This is a genomic window from Sorangium sp. So ce1504 (genome assembly GCF_051521635.1).
Classification (GTDB): domain Bacteria; phylum Myxococcota_A; class Polyangia; order Polyangiales; family Polyangiaceae; genus Sorangium; species Sorangium cellulosum_B.
Map to the genome: position 1 here is coordinate 9,750,431 of NZ_CP150365.1, position 22,787 is coordinate 9,773,217.

Below are 22,787 nucleotides of genomic sequence, written 5' to 3' on the forward strand. Positions count from 1 at the left end.
ACCCGGTCCGAAGCGGAGGACCTCGGTGGGCCACCGCCGGCCGCGCTGGGGCCGCTGGCTCTCCGGAAGGCGATCGAGCTGCACCGGAGGAGTGAGCCGCGTGGATCTCAACGCCCTTTGCTTCGACGGTGCGCAAGATAGCCGAGGAGTCCATACGCTATCCCGGCGCCCACCAGGCAAAACTTGGCCTGCGCGCACCGGCGCGCGAGGGGAGGCCAGAGCGCTTCGTCGGATCCGCGCAAGACCTCGAGCAAGGCGGCGTTCTCCGTCGCGTCCAGCAGGCCGGCGAGCCACTGTCCCCAGGCCAGCGGCGCACCCAGGCTCGCTCCCGGCAGGCCGCGCTTCTTCAAGGCGTCGGCTCCGATCACACAGGCCAGCGCGAGGCCGTTGGCATAGGCCGTCAGGAGGAGGTAGTCGACTCCCAGGCTGAACGCAGCGCTGACGCGCGCAGCATCATCCCAGGACTCGACGATGCGGCGGGCGCGCGCCCGGGTGCCCGCCAGCTCGAACGAGACGATCCCCCACGGAGCGGCCTCCGTCCGCAGGCGCCTGTCCGCGACGGCCGCCGCCGCGCCGCTCGCGACGGCCAGGCCCAGCAGCGACCACAGGATCGGTATACGTCGTTCTTCCGGAACGAGCTCGAACGGGTGTCGCATCGCCGGAGCCTCCTTTGAGAAATCTAGCATGACGAGGCCCCCCGCTCGACGAACGCCGGGCCGTCAACATCCTCGACCGCGCTGAACCGACGCTCGCCTCGAGTCGACAGGCGACGCCGTGAGGCTGCGGCTCGTCGAGCTCACCGCGCGGGGTCTCGGCGTTGGAGACGTGGCCGAGCGCGTGCTCATGGCAAGCAGATCAGCTCGTAGGTTGCGTTCAATCTGCGGCCGCTGAAGAAGCCGCTGCCGCTCCCCCTTGCGCGGCATAACTCGTCTGCCATCTGTCCGGCTTCATCCCATGCAAGGGTGCGCAGGTCGCCGACCTCGCTTCGGTCGAATACGCCACCGCCGTGCGCGATACTCGGCTCGCCGTGGCCCAGTGGAGTTCGTCGAAGACCTCGACGGGGAAATTGCTCAGCAGCCCCCCGTCCACGATGTAGCTGTTGACCCCGTTGGTCCCGCGGAGCCGGACCGGGCGGAAGAAGAACGGCACGCTCATGCTCATGCGCACCGCGAGGGCCACTTCGAGATCATCCGGCTCGACCCCATAGCGCTCGGCGTCGATGTCGCCGGGTAGGACGAGCACGGTGCCCCGCGTGATGTCCGAGGCGACGAAGTGCGCCCGATAGCGCAGCAGCGGATTCGTCTCACGCTCTCTCCCCTTGACGATGATGTCCTTGGAGGTGCTGATCCCCTTGTCGAGCAGCAGGCCCTGTAGGTATTGAAGGAAGTAGTCTCCCCTGTAGGCGCCGAGCTCCGTCAGCAGCCCGACGGTGATGTCCAGCGGCTTGCCGATGACGGGGATCCGGCTGAGCCAAGTCGTGTCGACCAGCCGCGCGATTTCCGGGCCAGCGATGATGCGCCGGATCTCGGCGGGCGTGTAGCCGGCGACCAGGAGCGCGGCGATCGCGGCCCCCGCCGAGGTGCCGGCGGCGCGGCTGCCCTCGAGCGTGAACTGGTCCCCGTACTCCTTCCGTTGCTCGAGCTGATCGTGGATGGCGCTGATCGCTCCGGCAAGCGCGATTCCCTTCACGCCGCCGCCCTCGAGCACGAAGTCGATTCGACGCCTCTGGGGCGGAGGGTTCGCGCCGGGACGCACGCCCTCGGCGTCGCGCGTGGAAGCGGAAGCAGAGGCCGGGGCGGCGGCGGGAGGGGGCATGCGCTCTTCGTCCGGCTCAGGTATTCTCTCCGAAGGGCGATTGTCCATGGTTCCTCCTGACAGCGACGCCCCTCGAGCACCGGGTGCGCCGTGGGCTCACCTGCGTTCATGCAGCTGAGCCGTGCCCATGAGAAGCAGGCTTCGCGCGCCGAGGCTCTATGGATCTCGCATCTTGTGGGAGGACCAGGTCCCGGAAGAACTGCGCAAAGGGAGCGAGAGCAGCGCAACCAGCGCAGCAGCGCGCCCTGCAGGGGGGGCCAACGTTGGCCCGGAGAACGGCACCGGCATCCGCCTGGGCGAGGGGAGCGGAGTGACGCTCACGGCCGTGAGCGACGATCTCGAGGCGATCCTCGGCATCCCGTGCGCGGCGAATGGATCGGGCGGCATCGTGGGCGTCAGATGGCGAGGTCGTGGGGGCTCTGGAGCGCATTCGGGCGCGGCGCTGAGCGCGAAAAGCGGCGCATGGGCGGGCCGCAGGCACACGTCGCCCTGACAGGCGGGTCTCTGGCCCGCGGTGCTCTTTCGGTAGGCTACGCGGCGTCCCCGAGCGTCTTACGGCGCAGGACGGTGCTCGTCCAGTACGAGCTCGTTCCACACCAGATCTGCGCCGTCTTCGTGATAGGTGCCGTCGAGAAAGAGAACGTGCAGGTGTGGATTCAATCGGAGGTCGCTGGACGTGCGTTGCACGACCGTCACGGAGCCGGTCTTGGCGGCTCCGCGCGCGCTGCGGCGCACGGCGTGCTCGCTGTGGAACCGCTCTACGCTGCCCACGACGATGCGCGTCAGCGCGCAGCGCCCCCGCCTGGGCTAGCCTCCGCCTCAGCGGTTGTCCGCGCGCGCCTCGAACTTCACCGAGCCGGCGATCTGCCTCGTGGTCACGTTGACCCGATTGAAGAGGTTGGTCAGCCCGATGTGCAGGGTCAGCGCCGCGAGCGCCGGCTCGTCGTAATGCCGCGCGGCCTCCTCCCAGACCTCATCGGGCACCGGGTCCGCGCGATCGCTGAGCCTCGTCGCGGCCTCGGCGAGCGCCAGCGCGGCGCGCTCCGCGTCGGTGAAATAGGGCGCCTCGCGCCAGGCCGCCACGGCGAACAGGCGCTCGTCGGTCTCGCCCGCCTTCTTCATCTCGCGCGCGCCCATGTCGACGCAGAAGCCGCACCCGTTGATCTGGCTCGCCCGCAGGTGGACGAGCTCGAGCGTCCGCGCCGGCACGCCGCTCTTCTTCACCGCGCCGATCAGGGCGTAGATCGGCTGCATGACGTCGGGGATGACCATCGCGGGGTTCTTCATCCGTGCTTTCAGCATGTTCGTGCTCCTTCCGAGGCGTTCGGGTGTGCTCGCCAACCATGACGGGGCGCTGAACGTCCGTTCGCGTCGTCACATCGGCTAGGGTTCGTCCGTCACAGCCATGACGAAGCACGACGAGGGAGTGTGACCGATGGATGAAAATATTTGGCTGGCGGAGCGGTTCGAGGCCCACCGGGCCCATCTGCAGGCCGTGGCGTACCGGATGCTCGGCTCCCTGAGCGAGGCGGAGGACGCCGTGCAGGAGTCCTGGCTCCACCTGAGCCGCGCCGACACGAGCGGCGTCGAGAACCTGGGCGGGTGGCTGACGACGGTCGTGGCGCGGGTGTGCCTCGACATGCTGCGCTCCAGAAAGGCGCGGCGCGAGGACCCGATGGCGGCGCCCGACCCCGCCGTGGACCGCGAGGCCGGGACCGACCCCGAGCGCGAGGCGGTGCTGGCCGACTCGGTCGGCCTCGCGCTGCTCGTGGTGCTCGACACGCTGACCCCCGCCGAGCGGCTCGCCTTCGTGCTGCACGACCTGTTCGCGGTGCCCTTCGAGGAGATCGCCGCCATCGTGGGCCGCTCCCCGGCCGCGGCGAGGCAGCTCGCGAGCCGCGCCCGCCGCCGCGTGCAGGGCGCGCCCCCGTCTCCGGACGCCGACGTCGGCCGCCAGCGCGAGGTCGTCGACGCCTTCATCGCGGCCATGCGCGGCGGCGACTTCGACGCGCTCGTGGCGATCCTCGATCCGGACGTCGTGATCCACGCCGACGCCACGGCCGAGCCCCCGGCCGGGGGCGAGGTCCGCGGCGCGCGCGCCTGGGCCAAGCAGGCGATCCCCGCCGCGCGCGGCGCCAGGTTCGCTCGCCCTGCCCTCGTGGACGGCACGGTGGGCATCGTCGTGGCCCCGCAGGGGCGGCTCTTCCGGGTGCTCCGCTTCACCCTCGAGCAAGGGAAAATCGCCCGGATCGACGTCGTGGGCGACCGCGAGCAGCTCCGCGATCTCGACCTGTTGGTCCTCGACGACGGACCGCAGCTGGAGATCTAGACAACCCGCGCCGGGGCGCCGGCGGCGCCGCGCTCGCCTTGCTCGGCCTCATGGCCCTCCGGCGCCGTCGCCCGGCGCGCGGCGGACCTGCTCTGCGCTGCGTCCCGGCGCCGCGTGGACCCGAGCCCACCTCTCGCGGCGGTCATTCACCACCTCATCCACTCAGTAAGGTGTTCCGTCCTTGCGCGTGTAGACGTACTTGCCGCCCACCTTGCGGACGGCGAGATCCTCGTCGGGATACTCCGCGCTGTCCTCGGGATCGCGGTTGCTGATCTCGAGGTAACGCGCTGGCGCGGCGCTGCGGTTGACGAAGTGATGCCCGTCGCGCGCGCCGGCCGGAAAGCCCGCGCACTGACCCGCCGTGAGCACCTGTTCGCCGTCGTCCGTGCGCAGCACCACCTCGCCCTCCAGCACGAAGACGAGCTCGTCCTCGTGAGAGTGGTAGTGCCGCAGCGCCGACTCCTTGCCCGGGAAGAGCGTGGTGAGGTTGACGCCGATCTTCGTCAGGCCGAGCGCGTCGCCGAGCGCGCGCTTCTCGCGCGGCGTGACGCGCGCGCGAAGCGGCTCGGGGTACGTCGAGCTGGTGCGGGGCTCGAGATCGCTGGGGTTCAGGGCAGGGCGTTCGAGGGGCATGGTCATCTCCGAGCAAAGCGGCTGCGCTCAGCGGCCGCGCGGTGTGGGCATGAGCGTGGAGGCGAGCGTCGCCGGGCTCAAGGGGATCGCGGGGGCTCACGGCCTGCCCCACACCCCGATCCTCGTTCGGAGGGAGAGGAAGGAGGCTCCCGGGAGCGCGGTCACACCGGTCGGGCGAGCGCGGCCAGCAGGGCGGCACGGCGCTCCCACCCCCGCTCCAGCCGCGTCGTCAGGGGCCGCTGAGACGCTTCTTGGCGCGCGCACTCACGAACATCTCTCCGTCACGCGCCAGCACCGACAGCACGGCGGCGGTGGCTCGCGGGTGGTCCGCGACGGCGTAGCGGACATTCGCGTTCTCGTCGGTGGCGCGCCGCTCCAGGATATCGAGCGGACAGTCCGCGCGCCATACGATGTGACGGCGCACGACGAAGTCCGGGTCGTGTTCGAGGTCGAGCAGCAGGGACAGTGGACAGGTCTCGTTTCTGCCAACGAGCAAGCGCACATACGAATCGGGGTCGCGCGCGAGCTGCGACAGCATGCGCTCGGTCGTGCTCGGATTCTGCGCGACGGCGCCACGGACGAAGACGTCGGCGGAGTCGGCCAGCTGGACGAGTATCCGCTCCGGTGTGAGCGGGTGCTTTGCGATCTCGCAATGGTTGTCGCGCAGGGCGCTCGCGGTGGCGAGGATGTCCGGCGTCACGCCTGGATGCGCGAACACGGCGCGACGCAACAATTCGCTCGGGGCACGGCTCCATCGGCGCAGGCACGCTTCGGGACAATCGGGGCGCTTCACGAGCTCGAGCTTCACCCAGGTGTCGTCGTCGTTCGCGAGCACTTCGAACTGCTCGGCGCTCAGCGCGCGGCGCCGCGCCAGGCGTCGACGAACATCCGCGAGCGGGTCGCGCAGCAGGCCTTGCAGGTGCGCGGCGTCGAGCGCTTCGTGGGTTGCGAGCAGCAGACGCACGGCGGGCGGCGGACTGTCTGTGATCTGGGCGTAAAACGCGGCGGGGAAGTCCGGCCGCCGCAAGAGCGCGAGCAAGACGCGTTCATTCCGATCAGCGAACAGCTCGGGCATCCTCGCGTCGTCCCACGGCAGCGACGCGGCGGCGGTCACGCGATAAGAAGCCAGTCGGTGTTTCGCGAAGGCACGCAGTGTGTCGAGCGAGAGACCCATGCGCGTCTCGGCGACGAGCCGCACGGCTGCGTCGGCGTCGTGACGGAAGCGTTCGAGCCAGTCGCGCGGACACTCGCGATGCGAAGCGACGGCGCGGCGTGCCTGGCCTCCGAGCTCGGCAAACTCGACGAGCAGCGAAGCGGGCACCGGCTCGTTGCGCAAGATTCGCGCGAGGTCTTCGCTGAAGTGATGAGGAATCGTTGCGGCGCGTCGTGCGACCGCGCGCACGTCGCCGTCGCTGTCGGTCCAGAGCAGGCGGCGGAGCGCCTCGTCACAGCCTGGATGGGCGGCGACAGCGCACCGGACGGGGCGCGTGGGGTCACGCGCGAGCTGCGCGAGGACCTCGCGAGGAGCGCCCATGCGGCGGGCGAGGGCGCGACGAACGCCAATGGCCTGGTCGGTGGCGAGTGAGAGCAGCGTCGCGAGCGGCGTGTGCGGGTGCAGCGCCGCCTTGACGCGAAGACCTTCGTCGGGGGAGCGCGCGAGCGTCTGCAGATCATCGGCGCTGAGCTCTGCTGTCCGTCGCTTCATTCACAGGGAAATTTAGCAGACCCCCCCGTGCCAGCACAGGTCCGTCCCGCAGGCCCTGTCCCTTCACGCCACGCGGCCGCGGCCAGCTCAGAATCTGGCCCCCACCGCGACACGGAGCGTCGCGAGCTTGCCCTGCTCCAGGCCGAACCCGAGCGGCTCGTCCAGCGCCACGAGCAGCCCGGCCCGGAAGTACAGGCCCGACGCGGGTGGCTCCACCCCGACGAAGGGCTCGGCCGCGAGTTGCATCTTGTCGGTCTGTGTGAGCGGGAACGCGGCCTGGAGCCGCGCGCCGACCCCGAACCCGCCCACGCTGCGCAGCTCCGCCTCGTTGCTCTGCTCGATGAAGAACTCCGTGTCTCCGCCGCCCGTGGGGATGGCGAACATCGCCACGAGATCGCTCCGCACATAGAGCGCCTCGATCGGGCGCAGCTCGATGCCGCCGCGGGCCCGCAGCGGGACGTGCTCCAGGAGCGCCCGCTGCGTGTCGAAGTACCCCCGCACGGCCAGCGCCGCCGCCGCGGCCGCTTTCGTGTCGTCGGACGGATCCTGCGTGATGGGGATGGAGGCCGAGAGCCCGCCGACGAGCATCAGCATGGGAGAAATGTTCCCGGCGTAGTGAAGTCCTATCGAGGGATTGCCGAAGAAGAACCCCTCGAGCTCCGGCGCGACCGTCGCCGCGTCGTGCTCCCCCGCACCGGGCTCGCTCGCCTTGCTGCTCCCGTACGCAAACGGCAGCTCGGCGTCGAGGTGGAGCCCCCCGATCAGCTTGATCTGGGCGACCGCCGCGAAGGACGCCACGAAGGAGTTCCCCTCCCACGCGCCGCTCGTCCCGTCGCTGCTCACGGTTTCCCAGTCGGGGAGGTTCGCCTCGATGGTACTGGTGAGCACGTCCGCCTCCACGCCGAGACGGAAGCCGTAGGACTTCGCCCACTGCGCTTCCGTGACGGTTTCCTCGGCGAGGGCTGGCGGGGTGAACGAGAGCAGGAGGGAGAGGGCGGCGAGGGACGAAGCAAGCTGGCGCATGCGGACAGCGTATCTTTTTTTCCGTCCGGGGCCATCCAGCGGGACGATGGGACAGGCAGCCCGGAGGAGAGGCGGCCGCTTGCCGGGCGCTCAGCTGTAGACCCCCTGCACGTACTCGGTCAGCATCTTGATCTCGGCCTCTTGCTCGCGGCTCACCCAGTGCACGAGGTCGCCGATGGAGATCATCCCGACCACCCGCCCGTCCTGGACCACGGGCAGGTGACGGCAGCGTCGCTCGGTCATGACCGCCATGGCCTGCCGCGCCGACGTGCTCGGCTCGACGCAGACGACCCCGCAGGTCATCACCTCCGCGACGGGCGTGTCCGCCGGATCGCGTCGGGCCAGGATCACCCGCGTCATCACGTCCCGCTCGCTGATGATCCCTCTCGGGGACCCGTCGATGCTCACGAGCAGCGCGCCCACGCGCCGCACGCACATCGACTGCACAGCCTCGAAGACGGTTGCATCCGGCGAGATGGTGTAGACGTTCCGACCCTTCCTGTTGAGGATTTCGCCAATGCTATCCATGGTCATCCCCTTCCTGAGGGAATCATGACAAAAAAATCGCGCGTGCAGCGTGCTCATGCGCAATTATTTTGGCTGCTTTTCACCTGGACGCCTGGCCTCCCGCGCTTCACGGCCGGGCTCGCCTCGCGTGGAGAGTGCGGCCGGGCTGAGGCGGCCGCCCTTTGTTGCATGGATATTTCAGACCGAGGGCATCGCTCTTTTCGACGAATCGATGAGGCCCTCTCCGGGCTACCAGCCGGGGGGAGCTTTCAGTAAGCGAGCGTGCAGGTGTTGCCGGCTCCGCACTCTTCAGAGGTGACCGCCGCGACGACCTGGGACGCCGGCATCGGCGTGTAGCGGTACGGGATCGCGAAGACGGTGCCCTTCGAGTCGTTCAGGTCGTCGCCGGTCCCCTGGTTGCCGATCCCCTTCCAACCCCTTGGACTGCCCATGTCCGTCCAGATCGACCTGTCCTCATCGTAGACGCAGTTCTCGGCGATGAGCGCCATGTCCTTGCCCACGCCGTGGATCTGGCCGCCAGCGGTGTTGTGATAGTTGTTGAGCATGTGGACATTGCCGTACCGCCCGCGGGGCTGACGTGAATCGACGCGCTCGCCCCAGTGGCTGTTCATGTACGTGATGCGCAGCTTGCCCTGGCTCGCCGGCTCGTCGTCGCTGCCGGCGATCAGGTTCGAGAAGCGGTGCTCCTTGTCGTACGTATAGTAGAAGCGCGACCAGGAGACGGTGACGTAGTCGGCTCCCTGGGTGATGTCGCAGTTGCCGTCCTGGCCGTCGGAGATATCCAGGTGGTCCAGCCAGACGTGGTGGGCGCCGTTCCCCGTGTAGACGGCGTCTGCGCCGGCCTTGCACTCGTCGTAGCTGGCGCAGCGCGCGCCCCGCACGGCGAGGTTGCGGATGATGATGTTGTGCACGTCGTCGCCGCTCATCCGGATGTTGCCCGTGATCGTCACCCCGGGCCCGATGCCGATGATCGTCTTGTTGGCGCCCGGCGCGAGCGTCCCGCTGTAGTTCCCGGGCTTCACGAGGATGATCGCCGGGGTCGAGCCCTTCGCCGCGTCCTGGAGCTCTCTCATCGAGTCCACCGTGATGGCCGAGCTCAGATCCGTGCCGCCGCCGGTCGTGCCGCCGGCGACGCTCGCGAAGCCCGGAACCGCATCCGTGATACGGAGGTCCCCAACCGGGGTCGACCCGCCGGTGCCCCCGCCACCAGTGCCCGCTCCACCCGTGTCCGCTCCACCCGTGTCCCCTCCACCAGCGCCCGCTCCACCCGTGCCGGCCGCACCCCCGGTGACGCCGCCCGTTGCGCCGGTGGTGGCTCCGGCGCCGCCTGTTCCGCCCGTGGTGGTACCGGAAACGCCCGTGGTCGTCACGCCACCGCCGCCGGTCGTCTGCCCCGCGCCCGAGGTTCCTCCAGAGCCCGCGCCGCCGCCGGGCGTGACGTCGGGGTCCGTCGAGCTGCAAGCGATCAGCAAGCCGAGAATCGAGAAGGAGGCGAGTCGATACGCGTGGGTCATGGTTCCTCTGCGGGTGATGGAAGCCAAGCGTCTTTCCCTCAGGTTGCGCTGCGCCCCCGCCAGCCGTCACAAATCGCCGGGACGCCCCCGGGCCGCGATCCGCGTCGAATCCTGGGGCGGAGCTCGGCCTTCGCAGCCAAGGGGCCGCGGGGCTCACCGTTGCCTTGCCGCTGCGCGCGGAAGGCGCCGGCGTGTCGGCACTCCTGGCTGGTTGTGCGCGTGGGCCTGCTGGAGGTGACAGGGGGGAGGCTCGAATCGCGGCCCCATCCGTGCACCTGTCATCATGAAGTGGCACCGCCATTTTTCATGAACTCATTCGTCACACAAGATCTGTTAGCCTGGGCGCGCGACGTCGAACGCCTGAACGCCACCCAAAGGAATGAGAATGAGAAATCCGCTACTGGGAATCGCCGCAACGCTCCTCTTCGCCGCGGGCTGCACGACCGTCGAGAATGCCAGCCTCAGCGAGCATGTATCCGCGTCGGCGGATGCGCTCACGGAGGAGGAGTGCAGCGAATATTTGGATCCAGCGTTCGGCGACTGCAACGAGCCCGTCGACCCGATCAGCTGCCAGAGCATCGACTGGGACAAGGACCGCGAGCCCACTGGAGGCTACGCGTGCTTCGGGTTCAAAAGAGCCCTTGATACTTGCCGGAGCTGCAACAGATTGAACCTGCCCATGAACGAATACAGCCTGTGCAAGAACAAGCAATACATGGATTGCTTGATGAGCGGCTACCTCAACGATCACGGCCCTCTGTGCTTCGTGACCCCACTGGCAGCGATCGACGTGCACGCACCTCGTGCCACGCCGCGCGAGGCCTGCTATTACCTCCAGCAAACGGGGACATGGCCGCCGCCGTGCCCGACTGAATCCGCGTGCCCGGGCCCATGTGAATGCACGGGAGGCACGGACTACCTCGGCAACCCCGTATCGGCCACGTGCGGCGAGAACATCTGCGGCGCCGACCACCAGTTCTATGATTGCTCACAGGGGCAGTGGGCCGCCACCGGCGCCGCGTGCGGAGGATCGTGCCAGTGTACGGGCGGCACGAACTACCTCGGCAACCCCGTGACAGCCTCGTGCGGCCAGAGCGTCTGCGGCGCCGACTACCAGTTCTATGACTGTGTACAGGGGCAGTGGGTCGCCGCCGGCGTCGGGTGCGCAGGATCGTGTCAGTGTACGGGCGGCACCGACTACCTCGGCAACCCCGTATCAGCCTCGTGCGGGCAGAGCGTCTGCGGCGCCGACTACCAGTTCTATGACTGCGTACAGGGGCAGTGGGTCGCCACCGGCTCTGCATGCGGCGGGAGTGGCGGCTAGCACCACGGAGAAAGCGAGAATACACAGGGAGACGGGGAGGAGAGATACGAGGCTGTCCGGTTCTCCCGATGTCGCACCGAAGACGGTAACCAACGTGAACGTGGTCGTGAACGTGAACGTGAACGTGGTCGTGGTCGTGGTCGTCGACGACACGATCGTAGACGTGAACGTTCCGCCGGTACCATGGTCGACGATTGTCGCGGCATCGAGCCCCTCGCGTGCAGAGGGAGCTGGCTGCTCAGCTGCGTCGAGCGGCGCTTTCCGTTCGGCTTAACATCGCGGAGGGCAGGGGAACGCCGGAGCGAGACGTTCACGTTCACGATTTAGCCGTTGACGACCACGACCACGACCACGACCACGAGCACGACCACGACGGCGTTGGTGACTGCTGGGGGCGCGGCTTGGGGGCCTGAACGCGCTTGGTTAACACCAATGCCGCGCCTCTCCTCCCCTCACCGCTCCACGCGGTCGAGCCAGGCGCGCGCGTCCTTCTCCAGCAGCGGATCCCCGAGCCGCACCGACAGCTCCAAGAGGTCTTCGAACTCCCGCCGCGCCAGCGCGTCATTGCGCGCGTTCTTCAGCAGCATCGCCGCCGCCCAGCGGCCCTGCAGCACGTCGTGCCAGTAGCCCTGCTCCTCCGCCCGCGCGATGAGCGCCTGCAGCCGCTCCCGCGCGTCCCCCGCCCCAGCCACCCCGTCCAGGTACGCGAGGTACATCCGGTTCGAGGCGGCCACCCGGTCGTACCCCGCCTCGTCCGCCCGCTCCAGCGACTCCGCGAAGAGCGACCGCGCCCGCTCGTGCTCGCCCAGCCGCACGCACGCGTACGCCAGGTTGTGAAGGTTCACAACTGCGTCAAACCCCAGCCCGAGCGCCCGGTCCAGCGCGATCGCGCGCTCGCACGCCGCCGCCGCGGCCCGGAAATCCCCCGCGTAGAGCTCGATCGTTACGAGCAGCTTCGCCCGCACCGCCTCCGCGACCCGATCGCCCGGGGCGGCCGCCTCCCAGCGCGACAGCGCCTCCAGCGCCCCGGGCCGATCCCCCGAGGTCGCCCGCGCCAGCGCGACCGACTGGAGCGCCCGCGGATCGTCCGTCGGCCCGAGCGCGGCGAGGTCGAGCGCGGCCCGCCGCGCGCGCGCGAACTGCCCCTGAAGGCACGAGACCTCCACGTCGACCGTCAGCGCCTCCTGCAGGAGCTCGCGGCGCCCTACCGCCATCTCGACAACGTCGTCGAGCAGGTCGTGCGACAGCCGGAACAGGTTGGTCGCCCCGAGCGCGCGCGCGAGCTCGATGCGCAGCTTCCCCCGGAGCTCCAGCGAGCCGACCGCATCGACGCGCGCAAGGAGGCGGTCCGACGCCGCCGGCAGCGACGGCGCGCGGCGCGCGTGGCCGACCGCCTTCGAGAGGATCGCCACCCACCGGGCGAGCTCGTCGGGATCGCGCCGCGCGACGTCCGAGAGCTCGAACGCCCGCGTCATCGCCGCGATCGCCGCGTCGAACTCGCCGCGGCGCACGCGGACCCCCGCCGCGCGCGCCAGGTGCCCCGCCGCGCCGTCCGCGTTCCCGAGCGAGAGCGCCCCGTCCACAGCGCGGCCGAGGTGGCAGTCGACAAGCGCGAGCACCGCCGCATCGTCCCCGCCCACGCGCTCCAGCCACTCGGCCGCGAGCCAGTGGCCGAGCGCCCGATCCGCGTCCGTCAGCATCTCGTACGCCGCGTCCCGCACGAGCGCGTGGCGGAACGCGAACTCCGGCTCCCCGCGGAACATCGACTCCGGCCGCGGCTCGAGGAGCTCCCGCTTCTCGAGCGTCAAGAGCCACGACTCGAGCTGCGGCACCTGCCCGCCCCCGCCGAGCATCGCCTCCAGACCGCCCCGCCAGAACACCTCGCCCATCACCGCCCCGGCCCGGAGCACCCGGCGCGCCTCGGGCTCGAGCGCCGCGATCCGCGACTGCATCATCGCGAGCACCGTCTCCGGCACCTCCCCCGCCCGCCTGTCCGCCGTCGCGCGCACGAGCTCCTCGAGGAAGAACGCGTTCCCCGCCGACCGGTCGACGAGCGCCGCGAGCTCGGCCTCCGGCGGCGCGTCGCCGAGGACCTCCCGCACGATCCGCTCGCACGCGCGGCGCGACAGCTCCCCGAGCCGCATCTCCGTCGCCTCGCGATCCTCCCACAGGCCCGGGAACGCCTCGCGCACCCCGGGGCGCGCCAGCGCCAGCACCATGAGCGGCTGGTGCCGCAGGAACCGGAGCGCCGCGTCCAGCGTGTCCACCGTCGCGCGATCGCAGAAGTGCAGGTCGTCCAGCACGATCAGCACCGGCTGCGCGTCGCACTCGGCCCGCAGGAAATCGAGCCACGCGCGCCGCGCCTGCTCCTCCATCACCGCGCGGTCCTGCCGCGCCGCGCGCAGCGCCGGGCTCTCCGGGAACGGCGTCCCGACCAGCTCGCCCAGCAGCTCCGTCACCCGCTCCCGCGCGGCCTCGCCGACGTGCCGCGCGACGCGCGCCGCCAGCTTCTCCCGCCGCGCCTCGACGGGCTCGTCGTCGAGCAGGCCCGCCGCGCGCCGCACCGTCTGCGCGAGCAGCCCGAGCGGCGCCCCGCCGCACATCGGATCGCCGTGCGCGCGCCACACCGTGACCGGCTCGCTGCGCGCCTCGACCCGCCGGAGCAGCTCGTGCGCGAGGCGCGACTTGCCGACGCCCGCCCCCGCCGTGACCAGCACCACGCGCGCCACCCCCTCGGCCGCGCACTCGTCGAGCACGTCCTCCAGCGCCCGGAGCTCCCGCTCGCGCCCCACGCAGGTCGTGAGCTTCCCGAGCACCTTGCGCCCGCCGTCCTGCGGCTCGCGCGCGCCGAGCAGCGTGGGGCCCTGGCTGCCCGCCGCGATCTCGAAGCGATCGCCGAGCAGCGCGGCCGTCATCTGATCGATGAGCACCGGCCGGCCCGAGGACGGATCCTCGGCGGCGTGGCGGACCCGCGCGTCGAGCAGCGCGCCCGCGCGGTCGATGACCTGCCCCACCGCCTGCGTCCCGGCGATGACGTCCCAGCCCGTCGCCAGCGCCACCCACGCCCCGGGCAGGAGCGCGTGGATCGAGAGCGCGCAGCGGGCGGCCTTGCCGGCGAGGTCCGTCGGCGAGCCCGCGCCGGCGACGACCGCGGCGACCGAGCCGTCGGCGAGCACCTCCAGGACCGCGCCGTGCGCCTGCGCGGCCTGCCGGACCTCGTGGAACGGCGTGGTCGGCGGCGGGGCGGGCCGGGGCCTGACCTGCGGCGCCGGCGCGAGCAGGCCCTCGGGCAGCGCGTCCTTGCTGCCGGAGACGACGGTCGCGTGGTGCCCCGACAGCATCGTGTCGCTCGCCCGCTCGGGGCCCGCGATCGCCTGCGGGCGGGCCGACGGGGGGCCGCGCCTGCCGGCGCTCATCTCGGCGGCGAGCACGACGCTGACGAGCCGGCGCTCGCTCTTCGTCAGCGCGGGCGTCGGCAGGCCGTTGCCCGTGGACATGTTGCCCTCCACGACGCTCAGCATCCGGAGCTCGGCGGCGACCTCGCCCGCGTCCGCGGGGCGCTCCGCGGGGTTCTTCGCGAGCAGCCGGGCCACGAGCAGGTCGAGCGACGGCGGGATGTTCGGGCAGAAGGTGCTCGGGCGCGGCGCGGCCTCGAAGAGCACCTTGGCGAGGACGGACAGCGGGTGCTGGGCGACGAACGGCGCCCGCCCGGTGAGGCACTCGAACAGCAGGCACCCGATCGAGTAGAGGTCGGCGCGCGCGTCGACGTCGACGTCGCCGCGGACGCGCTCCGGCGCCATGTAGGCCGGCGTGCCGATCGCCGATCCGGTGAGGGTGAGCTCGTACGTCGCGTCGGCCTGGCGCGCGATGCCGAAGTCGATGAGCTTCGCGCTCCCGATGTCGCCGCCGGGCAGGAACACGTTGGTCGGCTTGAGGTCGCGGTGCACGATGCCGCGCGCGTGGACGGCGGCGAGCGCCTCGGCGACGCGGCCGACGAGCATCAGGCTGTGCTCGATCCCGAGCGGCCCGCGCGACAGCCGCGCGCCGAGGTCCTCGCCCTCGAGCCACTCCATGGCGAGGTAGTAGAGGCCGTCCGCCGTGACGCCGTGGTCGATGTAGCGGGCGACGACGGGGTGCTCGAGCTCGGCGAGCAGGCGCGCCTCCCGCTGGAAGCGCACGACGTGCTCCCTGCCCTGGTTGAAGATCACCTTGAGCGCGACCACGTGGCCGCTCTGCCGGTCGAGCGCCCGCCACACCGCGCCCATCCCGCCGGAGCCCGCGAGGCGTTCCAGCTGGAAGCGGTTGGCGAGGACGTGACCTGAATGCATGGCGCAAGTATCGGTGTGCAGACCTCCGCGGTCCAGGCGGCCGGGGCGCGCGTGGACCGCGAACCGTGGGCCCACCGCCCACGCGGAGCGCGAGGATACTCATCTCGCGGCGCGGCGACGAGCCTCGAAGGCCCGCGGGCGCAGCCGCCGGGCCGGCGGGAGCGGCGGGAGCGCGACCGCGGCCCGCCCTCGCCGGTCGACGGGGCCGCTCACGTCCACGCCAGCGCGCCTGTCGGGCGCGCATGGGCGTACGCGCGGCCTCGCGCCGCCTGCGCCGCCGCGGCGGAGACCTCAGCTGGCGAGGCGCTCGAGCCGCGCGTCGACCTCGCGCTCGGCGTTCAGCCAGTCTTCAACGGGGTTGTTCCGGAAGCCGGCCCTCTCGGCATATTCATAGGCCACCTTGGCGATCAGGCCGTGGCGCTCCTCGCGCGACGGCCGCGGGCGCGGAGGCGCGGCCTTCGGGGCACCGGCGCTCGCGCGCTCGGCGGCGCGCTCCACGGCCGCAGAGGGCATCTCGACGGCGGCGGGGGCAGAGACCGCGCTCTCGGGCTGCGCCGAGGCGACCGGGCTCGTGGCCCGGGTGGTCTTCGTGCGGGCCGGGGTCTTGCGCTTCGAGCTCATCTCGTCGTCTCTCCTTTCGGGTACACGGGTCGACTAACCCAGGTCCGCGCGTACGCACAAATTTTGAGCACGTAGTTTCTCGGCGCCCCCCCGCCGCCGGTCGGGATCTCCCTTCCAAGAGACCGTGATTCGCGGTAGAGTCGATGTCGCTGACCGGGTGAGATCACCCGGCATGTGTCAGCCACCATCCCTCGCTGTTCGTCGCCACCTCGTGACCGACGTTCATCCGCCGTCGTCCGTCTAACGTCCATCTGTCGTTCCCACCGTCGTTCCCACCGTCGTTCCAGTTCTCGCTCACGGCGGCCCATCCCTGGTCGCCGCCTGCGCCGAGGACAGCTCGGTAATCCAGAAAAACGGCAGGCGCGTCGCTCGCCGTCTGCCCATGAATCGAGGAGATGCGATGTGGAAGAAAGCGCGGCCCCTTCCCGGCGCACGGAACACCTCTGCTCGTCCGGCGGCGGGATGACGCGCGTCGTCTGGGTCGAGGACGACAGCGAGGTGCGGCTCATCGGCGCTTCGGAGCGCTGGGCGGGCGCGATGGAGCAGCTGCGCCGGCTGGCGGAGCACGAGCGCGCGCCGCTGCTCATCACGGGCGAGCCTGGCACGGGCAAGGAGCTCTGCGCGCGGCGCCTTCACGCGGCGAGCCCGCGCGCGGGCGGCCCCTTCGTTGCGGTGAGCGCGGCGCGGCTGCCGGCCGAGCGCCTCCGGGAGGAGCTCTTCGGCCTGGCGGCCGGGGCGGACGGGCGGCCCGCGGCGCGCCCCGGGCTGCTCGAGCTGGCGCGGGGGGGCACGCTGTTCCTCGACGAGATCGGCGCGCTCCCGCTCGAGCTCCAGCCGCGGCTCCTGGCCGTGCTCGACGGGGAGCCGCTCTGCCGGATCGGCGGCGGGGAGGCGCTGGTCGCGGACGTGCGGGTCATCGCCGCGACGAGCCAGGATCTCGCCGCGCGCGTCCTCGGGCGGTCGTTCCACGAGGCGCTCCACCGGCGCGTCGGCGGGCTCGCGCTCTCGCTCCCCCCGCTGCGCGAGCGCGACGGCGACGTGCGCGGGCTGGTCGAGCACTTCCTCCAGCGCCAGAGCGGCGCGACGGGGCTCGCGAGCGCCGGGGTCACCCCGCGCGCGCTCGCGCAGCTCGAGGCGTACCCCTGGCCGGGGAACGTCCGCGAGCTCCGGGGCGTCGTCGAGCGCGCGTTCCTCCGGGCCCACGGCGCGCCGCTCGATCTGGAGCACCTGCCGCCGGAGATCGGCGCGGCCAAGCGTCCGCCGGCGCCGCCGCGCTCGGGTCCGCCGGGCGCGCTGCGGCCATCGCCGCCCGCGCGCGGCAGCGCGTCGCTCGGGGAGGCCGTGCGCCGCCACATCCTCGCGGTCTACGCGGCCCAGAACGGCAACGTGACCCGCACGGCGAGCGCGCTCGGGATCACGCGGGTCTCCCTCCGCCGGCACCTGCGCCAGTACCTCGCCGCGGACGCGCGCGACAAGGAGCCGCTGAGCGATCGCTAGGGCCGCGCGTCAGGGATCCCGCCTGGAGCGACCTGGTGAACGCTCACACGACGCGAGCTGGCGTGCCCTCGCGACTCGAGAGGCCCAGTCGGCACCAGGCGGCCCGCGCGCCCCTCTCCTCAGGACGGCTGCGCGAGGCCGAGCTCTCCCTCCGGCTCGACGGGCAGCTCGACGAGGAACATGGTCCCTGAGCCCAGCCGACTGCGCAGATCCACGCGCCCTCCATGCGCTCTTACGATCTCCCGAACGAGGTACAGCCCGAGCCCGAGGCTCTGCGCTTGATGAAGCCCCGTCGCGCGCTCGAACGCCTCGAACACGCGCCGCTGGTCGGCCTCGGGGATCCCGATGCCCTGATCGGAGACCGAGAGGCGAGCGACGGCCCCGTCCCCGTCGGTGACGATCCGCACCGGCTTTCCGGCGCCGTACTTCATGGCGTTCGTGAGCAGGTTCGTCGCGACCTGCTCGAGCCGCAGCCGATCCCACTGGCCCACGACGGCGCGCTCCGCCTGCACGTGGAGCGCACATCCAGCCAGCTCGGCCTGCTCGCTCAGCCGCCCGACGACGTCCCGCACGAGGGCCGCCAGGTCCACCGGCTCACGCGTCAGGGCGAGCCGCCCCTTCTGGACGCGCGAGAGGTCGAGCAGGCTGTCGATCAGCAGGTTGAGCCGGCCGAGCTGGCGCTTGAACGACGTGAGGGACGACGAGAGCCAGGACGAGGAGACCGTCTCTCGCTGCTTGATCGATCGCGCGAGCGCGTCGAGCTTCAGATGGAGGCCTGTCAGCGGCGTCTTCAGCTCGTGGGCGAGGAACGCCGTGCGCCGCTCCGCGGCCTCCGCCGCCGCCCGCGCCTCGCGCTCCCTGGCGAGCAAGAGCGCGTTCTCGAGGGAGATGGCCGCTTGCGTGGCGAGCAGCTCGAGGGCGAGGAGCCGCTCGGGCGTGAACGCGTGCGTGGTGACGTTGTTCTCGAGGTACAGCAGGCCGAGCACCTCGGCCTGCCGCAAGATGGGAACGCAGAGGACCGACCTCGGATTGTGCCGGACGATGTACTCGTCCCCCGAGAACCTGCCCGCCTTCGCGGCGGCGTCATCGAGGAGCACGCGCTCCTTGGTGAGCCGCACGTAGTGGAGGAGCGAGGCAGGGAGGAGCGGAGAGGACGACACCGGCAACGACTGGAGAACCCTGGTCACGGTCCCCTGTCGCTCCTCGATCGCGGCCTCCGCCTCGATCGTCAGGCCGCCGTCCCGCACCAGGATGAGGCAGCCCTTCTGGGCACCTCCCTGCTCGAGGACGAACTCGAGCAGGGTTCGCAGGAGCTTCTCGAAGAGGATCTCGCCCGAGATCGTCTGCGACGCCTTGACGACCGCGAGCACGTCGAGCAGCTCCGTGCGGGCCGCGAAGGTGGCGGTCGGCTCGAGCGGCCGCCGCTCGAGGAGCTGCGAATGGCGCTGCTCGAGCTGCTTCACCTTGCCGTCGGCCCCCCAGCGCACGTAGCACGAGCGGGCCTCGCGCAGGTACGTATCGGAGAAGCGCTCGAACCCTCGCGCTCGATAGAACCGAGACGCGAGCTCGTAGGCGAGCGCCTCGATGTGGACGAAGCCGCTCTCGCGCGCCGCGCGGATGGCCTCTTCATAGAGGCGCATCGCGTCGAGGTCCCGGCCCTCGATGCGGGCGACCTCGGCGGACACCAGGGCGTAGCGGCTCCGGAAGTTCTCGGGGCAGCCTTCGGCCCAGCGCCTCAGCTTCTGGAGCGCGCTCTCGAGCGCCTGAGCGAACCGCTGCCGCTGCTCGGCCGGCGCCTCGGCGTGGAGGGCCGTCACCGTGAGCGCGTGGTAGAAGTGGTGCGTCGCTTCCATGGCCAGAGACGCCGCCTGCCCCTGCATCAGCGCGGCGGTGGCCGCGGACTCCAGCGCTTCGGCGTGACGCTCGTACGTGAACGCGGCGACCTGCTTCATGATATGAACCATCGCGATTCCAAGGCCGAAGCCCGCCTTCTGGAGGATCGCGAGGGAGCTCGCCTCGTCGAAGTCGCCGCCGTCGAAGCTCGTGGGCCCCCGCGTCGCTCCCTTCAGGCTCGCCGCGAGCTGCTCTTCGAGCCGGACCACGTGGTACACCACGTCGTTGTGGGTCTGCCGGGCGAAGGCGGTGTATTTCCGCGCGACCTCGATGACGCGGTCGAGCGGATCGCCGTTCTCGAAGACGACCCACACCATGTTGTACGTCAAGTAGCCGGCGAAGATGAAGTCTCCGACGTCGAGGCAATCGAGGAATGCCTTGTCCATGAGCGGGATGCTCGTCGCGTAGTGCCTGTGCCAGATGCTGATGACGCCCGCGTGGTGGAAGAGCAGCCTCCCCTTCAGCATGGCCGTGACGCTCTTGAATTTCTCGTTGAGCCTGAGCGCCATCTCGGAGAACTCGAACGCGCAGGGGACGTCGCCGAGGATGGACACCATGACCGCGGCGTAACAGCTATAAACGAACGAGGACTCCTCGGCGTGTCCGTGCTGCAGGGACGCGTTCACCCCCTTGGCGGTGAGCAGCGGCCAGAGCGCCGGTCGCACGGAGAACACGAGTGGGGCCGACTCGGCGACCAGGCTGATGAACGCCCGCACGTCTTCGTCGGTCGCCACGGGCGCGTCGACGAGATCGGCGATGCGGCGCCCGCGCAGGGAGATCGGGACCTGCCGGATCTCGGCCTCCACGGCGGCGTGGATCTCCTCGTCGGCCTCCGGGAGCGTCGCCCCGTAGAGCCGCAGGGCCTCGATCATGACCGTCATGGCGTCGCGGTGCCGTCCAGCGATCTGGTAGAGCCGCATGCGCAGCCGGTGGGCCCTGGCCCGGTCGGGCCTGGAGCGGGCGTTCTGGAGGATCAGATCGAACAGCTCGTCGGCCGGCTGGAAATTGCCGGCGATGGACTCGCATTCGGCGAGCTCCAGGTGGAGCCTGAACGTGTCCTCGTACCGCGCGCTCCAGGCGTCCTGCGGCAAGAGGGACGTCGCCTGCGCCAGGTAGCTGCGCGCGGAGGCGTAGGCGACCGAGGCCTTCGCCTTGATCCCTGCCAGGAGGTTGAGCCGGCAGAGCGCCTCCCTCTCGCGTGGATCGGTGATGAGGTGGGCGCCGTGATTGAGCTGGGTCGCGACGTCGAAAGCCCGCTCCTCGACCGCCCCGCCGGGCAGACGAGACACGAGGCGCCGGCCGATCTCGAGGTGCACAGCGGCCCGCCGGGCCTCCGGGATGAGCGAATAGGCCGCCTCCTGGACGCGGTCGTGGAGGAACTTGTAGGTGCCTTCGTGGCAGAGGACGAGCCCCGCGAGGATGGCCTGCCAGACCTCCGCGTGCAGCGCCTCTTCCGAGCGGTCGCACGCTATCGTCAAGATGCCGACCTCCGCGGCGCTCCCGAGGCAGGCGAGCTGCTTCAGCGCCTCCTGGGTGCCAGCGGGGAGCCGCGCGAGCTTGTCGACCATCAGATCGACCACGTTGTCGGTGAAGCCCTTGGCGCGGATCTTCGCCATGTCCCACCGGAAGGCGCCCGCGTGCGGGTCGAGCTCGATCAGCTGCTCTTCGTGGAGGGCGAGGAGAAACTGGATCGCAAAGAAGGGGTTGCCGGCCGTCTTCTCGTGGACCAAAGCCGAGAGCGGCGCGGCGTCCTCGGGGCGGCACTGAAGCATATCGCTGACGAGCATGGACAGGTGCTCGCGGGAGAGCGGGCCGAGCACGAACTCCCCGACGCGCGCGCCCTCCCTCCTCATGTCGTCCAGCGCCGTCATGAGCGGGTGCGAGGGGGTCACCTCGTTGTCGCGGTACGCGCCGATGACGAGGAGATGGCCCATGTCGAGGTGCGTCACCAGATCCTGCAAGAGCGCGAGGCTCGCCGAGTCGGCCCACTGGAGATCGTCGAGGAAGAGGACGAGGGGGTGCTCCTTCCGGGCGAACACGCCGATGAAGTGCCGGAAGACGGTGCGGAACCGGTTCTGCGCCTCGACCGGCGGCAGCTCGGGAGCCGGCGGCTGCGGGCCGATGACCAGCTCGAGCTGCGGGATCAAGTCCACGATGAGCTGCGCGTTGACCGTGAGGACCTCGAGCAACCGCTGCTTCCAGGCCGCGATCCTCTCGCTGTCGGCGAGGAGCTCGAGCACGATCTCCTGAACGGCCTGCACGATGGTGGAATAAGGGATCTCGCGCTTGTGCTGATCGAATTTTCCCGAGGCGGAGAACCCCCGCTCGCCCGCGACGGCCCTGTCCAGCTCGTGGACCAGCGTCGACTTGCCGATGCCGGAGTAGCCCGAGAGGAGCACGAGCTGTGGAGATCCGGTGTCGACAACGCGCTCGAAGGCGCGCAGCAGCACCGCGATCGCCTCGTCGCGCCCATAGAGCTTCTGCGGGATGCGCAGGCGGCCCGACGCGTCCTGCTCGCCCAGCGGGAACGGCGCGACGTTGCCGTCGCAGCGCCATGAGTCGAAGCACCGTTTCAGATCATGGCCAAGGCCGCGGGCCGTCTGGTAGCGCTCCTCGGGCATCTTCGCGAGCAGCTTGATCACGATGCGCTCGGCCACCTCCGGCACGTCGGGGACCACCTTAGACGGCGCCGCGAACGCGCGGGCGACGTGACAATGGATCCATTCGAGCGGGTCGCGGGCGTCGAAGGGGAGCTTCCCCGTGAGCATCTGGTAGAACGTGACCCCCAGGGAGTACAGATCGCTGCGGCTGTCGACCCCACGGTTCATCCGCCCTGTCTGCTCGGGCGACATGTAAGGGAGGGACCCCTCGATGAGGCGCGCTGGCTCCAGGGCGTGCTGTTCGCGGGAGAGCCGTGAGGCGAGCGCGAGATCGGCGATCTTCACCTCGCCCGTGGCGGGAATGACCAGGATATTTGCGGGCTTGAGGTCTCTGTGAACGACGCCTCGCTGATGGATGTCGGAGACGGCATCCGCGATGCGGGCGGCGAGCTCGAGGAACCTGCCGATCGCCATCGGCGCGCCGAGCAGTCGATCGAGCGGCTCAGCGCCCGAGTCTTCCATGACGAGGGCGAGCGCCCCATCGTACATCTCGAGGGCGAGGGGCCTGACGACGGCTGCCACGTCGAGCATCTTGCCCGTCTCGTACTCCCTCTTGAGCCGGGCGAGGTCCTGCGGCCGGCAGCTCCTCGGGTCGAGCACCTTGAGGACCACCGGATGGCCGTCGGCGTTTCGAACAGCGCGGTACACGGCGGTGCCGCGGCCCTCGTGAATGGTCTCGCAGATCGTGTACGGAAAGGGAGGGGACGGGCTCGTCATGCAGGCGATGGGCGAGGCAGCCTCGGCAGTGGCAGCAGGAGCCCCTTCCCCGATAAGGTATACCATTCCCCGCCCCCGCATCATGGCCAGCGTTGGGGACGATCCGGCGCGGATTCGCGTCAGCCGGCGGGCTCGGCCACGCGCGGGCCCGAGGCGCCGTCGCCAGGCTGCCTCGGCCGAGAGCCGCTAGGTTCAACGCG

General features: G+C 70.7%; 16 protein-coding genes. 4 read left to right on the forward strand and 12 right to left on the reverse strand.

All coding sequences use genetic code 11. The features are described 5' to 3' along the window. Positions 1–107: 107 nt before the first annotated feature. From WMF39_RS36720 to WMF39_RS36735, 4 genes are all read right to left on the reverse strand, one after another. Complete coding sequence (locus WMF39_RS36720; protein WP_437741129.1) at positions 108–656, reverse strand: hypothetical protein; 549 nt, start codon at positions 654–656, stop codon at positions 108–110. 217 nt (positions 657–873) lie between these two features. Next, entirely contained in the window at positions 874–1,707 is an 834-nt protein-coding gene (locus WMF39_RS36725) for a patatin-like phospholipase family protein (RefSeq protein ID WP_437741130.1), read from the reverse strand. A gap of 660 nt (positions 1,708–2,367) precedes the next feature. Further along, a complete protein-coding gene (locus WMF39_RS36730) occupies positions 2,368–2,586 on the reverse strand; it encodes a transposase (RefSeq protein ID WP_437741131.1) in 219 nt (72 codons plus the stop codon). 48 nt (positions 2,587–2,634) lie between these two features. Next, positions 2,635–3,114: a carboxymuconolactone decarboxylase family protein gene (locus tag WMF39_RS36735; protein WP_437748078.1), complete on the reverse strand. Its 480-nt coding sequence runs from the start codon at positions 3,112–3,114 to the stop codon at positions 2,635–2,637. 136 nt (positions 3,115–3,250) lie between these two features. Between WMF39_RS36735 and WMF39_RS36740 the strand changes: the two genes are divergently transcribed. Continuing rightward, complete coding sequence (locus WMF39_RS36740) at positions 3,251–4,144, forward strand: sigma-70 family RNA polymerase sigma factor (protein ID WP_437741132.1); 894 nt, start codon at positions 3,251–3,253, stop codon at positions 4,142–4,144. Between the two features lie 162 nt (positions 4,145–4,306). Here WMF39_RS36740 and WMF39_RS36745 read toward each other — a convergent pair whose 3' ends face one another. The 5 genes from WMF39_RS36745 to WMF39_RS36765 form a co-directional block, all read right to left on the reverse strand. After that, on the reverse strand, positions 4,307–4,777 hold the full coding sequence (locus tag WMF39_RS36745) for a cupin domain-containing protein (protein ID WP_437741133.1): 471 nt from the start codon (positions 4,775–4,777) through the stop codon (positions 4,307–4,309). Between the two features lie 229 nt (positions 4,778–5,006). Next, the gene (locus tag WMF39_RS36750; protein ID WP_437741134.1) at positions 5,007–6,482 is read right to left on the reverse strand and encodes a hypothetical protein; all 1,476 of its coding nucleotides are present in this window, start codon (positions 6,480–6,482) and stop codon (positions 5,007–5,009) included. An 87-nt stretch (positions 6,483–6,569) separates the two neighbouring features. Continuing rightward, positions 6,570–7,505 (reverse strand): hypothetical protein, encoded by a 936-nt coding sequence (locus WMF39_RS36755; protein WP_437741135.1) that lies wholly within the window; start codon positions 7,503–7,505, stop codon positions 6,570–6,572. Positions 7,506–7,595: 90 nt separating this feature from the next. Further along, positions 7,596–8,033 carry a CBS domain-containing protein gene (locus tag WMF39_RS36760; protein WP_437741136.1) on the reverse strand — a complete coding sequence of 146 codons (438 nt, stop codon included), beginning with the start codon at positions 8,031–8,033 and terminating at the stop codon, positions 7,596–7,598. Between the two features lie 248 nt (positions 8,034–8,281). Next, on the reverse strand, positions 8,282–9,547 hold the full coding sequence (locus WMF39_RS36765; protein ID WP_437741137.1) for a pectate lyase family protein: 1,266 nt from the start codon (positions 9,545–9,547) through the stop codon (positions 8,282–8,284). A 385-nt stretch (positions 9,548–9,932) separates the two neighbouring features. Between WMF39_RS36765 and WMF39_RS36770 the strand changes: the two genes are divergently transcribed. Together WMF39_RS36770 and WMF39_RS36775 are read left to right on the forward strand one after the other, a co-directional pair. Then, positions 9,933–10,871, forward strand: coding sequence for a hypothetical protein (locus WMF39_RS36770; protein ID WP_437741138.1), 939 nt, complete (start codon positions 9,933–9,935; stop codon positions 10,869–10,871). Positions 10,872–11,089: 218 nt separating this feature from the next. After that, entirely contained in the window at positions 11,090–11,284 is a 195-nt protein-coding gene (locus WMF39_RS36775) for a four helix bundle protein (protein WP_437741139.1), read from the forward strand. 39 nt (positions 11,285–11,323) lie between these two features. On the opposite strand, the gene WMF39_RS36780 is transcribed toward WMF39_RS36775, so the two are convergent. Continuing rightward, positions 11,324–15,199: a protein kinase domain-containing protein gene (locus tag WMF39_RS36780; RefSeq protein ID WP_437741140.1), complete on the reverse strand. Its 3,876-nt coding sequence runs from the start codon at positions 15,197–15,199 to the stop codon at positions 11,324–11,326. Between the two features lie 291 nt (positions 15,200–15,490). After that, positions 15,491–15,820, reverse strand: a complete 330-nt coding sequence (locus tag WMF39_RS36785; RefSeq protein ID WP_437741141.1) for a DUF2934 domain-containing protein — start codon at positions 15,818–15,820, stop codon at positions 15,491–15,493. A 402-nt stretch (positions 15,821–16,222) separates the two neighbouring features. Here WMF39_RS36785 and WMF39_RS36790 point away from each other — a divergent pair, with 402 nt between their 5' ends. Then, entirely contained in the window at positions 16,223–17,317 is a 1,095-nt protein-coding gene (locus WMF39_RS36790; RefSeq protein ID WP_437741142.1) for a sigma 54-interacting transcriptional regulator, read from the forward strand. A gap of 119 nt (positions 17,318–17,436) precedes the next feature. On the opposite strand, the gene WMF39_RS36795 is transcribed toward WMF39_RS36790, so the two are convergent. After that, positions 17,437–22,587 (reverse strand): AAA family ATPase, encoded by a 5,151-nt coding sequence (locus tag WMF39_RS36795; protein WP_437741143.1) that lies wholly within the window; start codon positions 22,585–22,587, stop codon positions 17,437–17,439. Positions 22,588–22,787 lie beyond the last annotated feature (200 nt).

Coding starts and splice junctions, on each gene's coding strand:
- WMF39_RS36720 (WP_437741129.1), bottom strand. CDS start 656: ATGCGACACCCGTTCGAGCTCGTTCCGGAAGAACGACGTATACCGATC.
- WMF39_RS36740 (WP_437741132.1), top strand. CDS start 3,251: ATGGATGAAAATATTTGGCTGGCGGAGCGGTTCGAGGCCCACCGGGCC.
- WMF39_RS36745 (WP_437741133.1), bottom strand. CDS start 4,777: ATGCCCCTCGAACGCCCTGCCCTGAACCCCAGCGATCTCGAGCCCCGC.
- WMF39_RS36750 (WP_437741134.1), bottom strand. CDS start 6,482: ATGAAGCGACGGACAGCAGAGCTCAGCGCCGATGATCTGCAGACGCTC.
- WMF39_RS36755 (WP_437741135.1), bottom strand. CDS start 7,505: ATGCGCCAGCTTGCTTCGTCCCTCGCCGCCCTCTCCCTCCTGCTCTCG.
- WMF39_RS36760 (WP_437741136.1), bottom strand. CDS start 8,033: ATGGATAGCATTGGCGAAATCCTCAACAGGAAGGGTCGGAACGTCTAC.
- WMF39_RS36765 (WP_437741137.1), bottom strand. CDS start 9,547: ATGACCCACGCGTATCGACTCGCCTCCTTCTCGATTCTCGGCTTGCTG.
- WMF39_RS36770 (WP_437741138.1), top strand. CDS start 9,933: ATGAGAAATCCGCTACTGGGAATCGCCGCAACGCTCCTCTTCGCCGCG.
- WMF39_RS36780 (WP_437741140.1), bottom strand. CDS start 15,199: ATGCATTCAGGTCACGTCCTCGCCAACCGCTTCCAGCTGGAACGCCTC.
- WMF39_RS36785 (WP_437741141.1), bottom strand. CDS start 15,820: ATGAGCTCGAAGCGCAAGACCCCGGCCCGCACGAAGACCACCCGGGCC.
- WMF39_RS36795 (WP_437741143.1), bottom strand. CDS start 22,587: ATGACGAGCCCGTCCCCTCCCTTTCCGTACACGATCTGCGAGACCATT.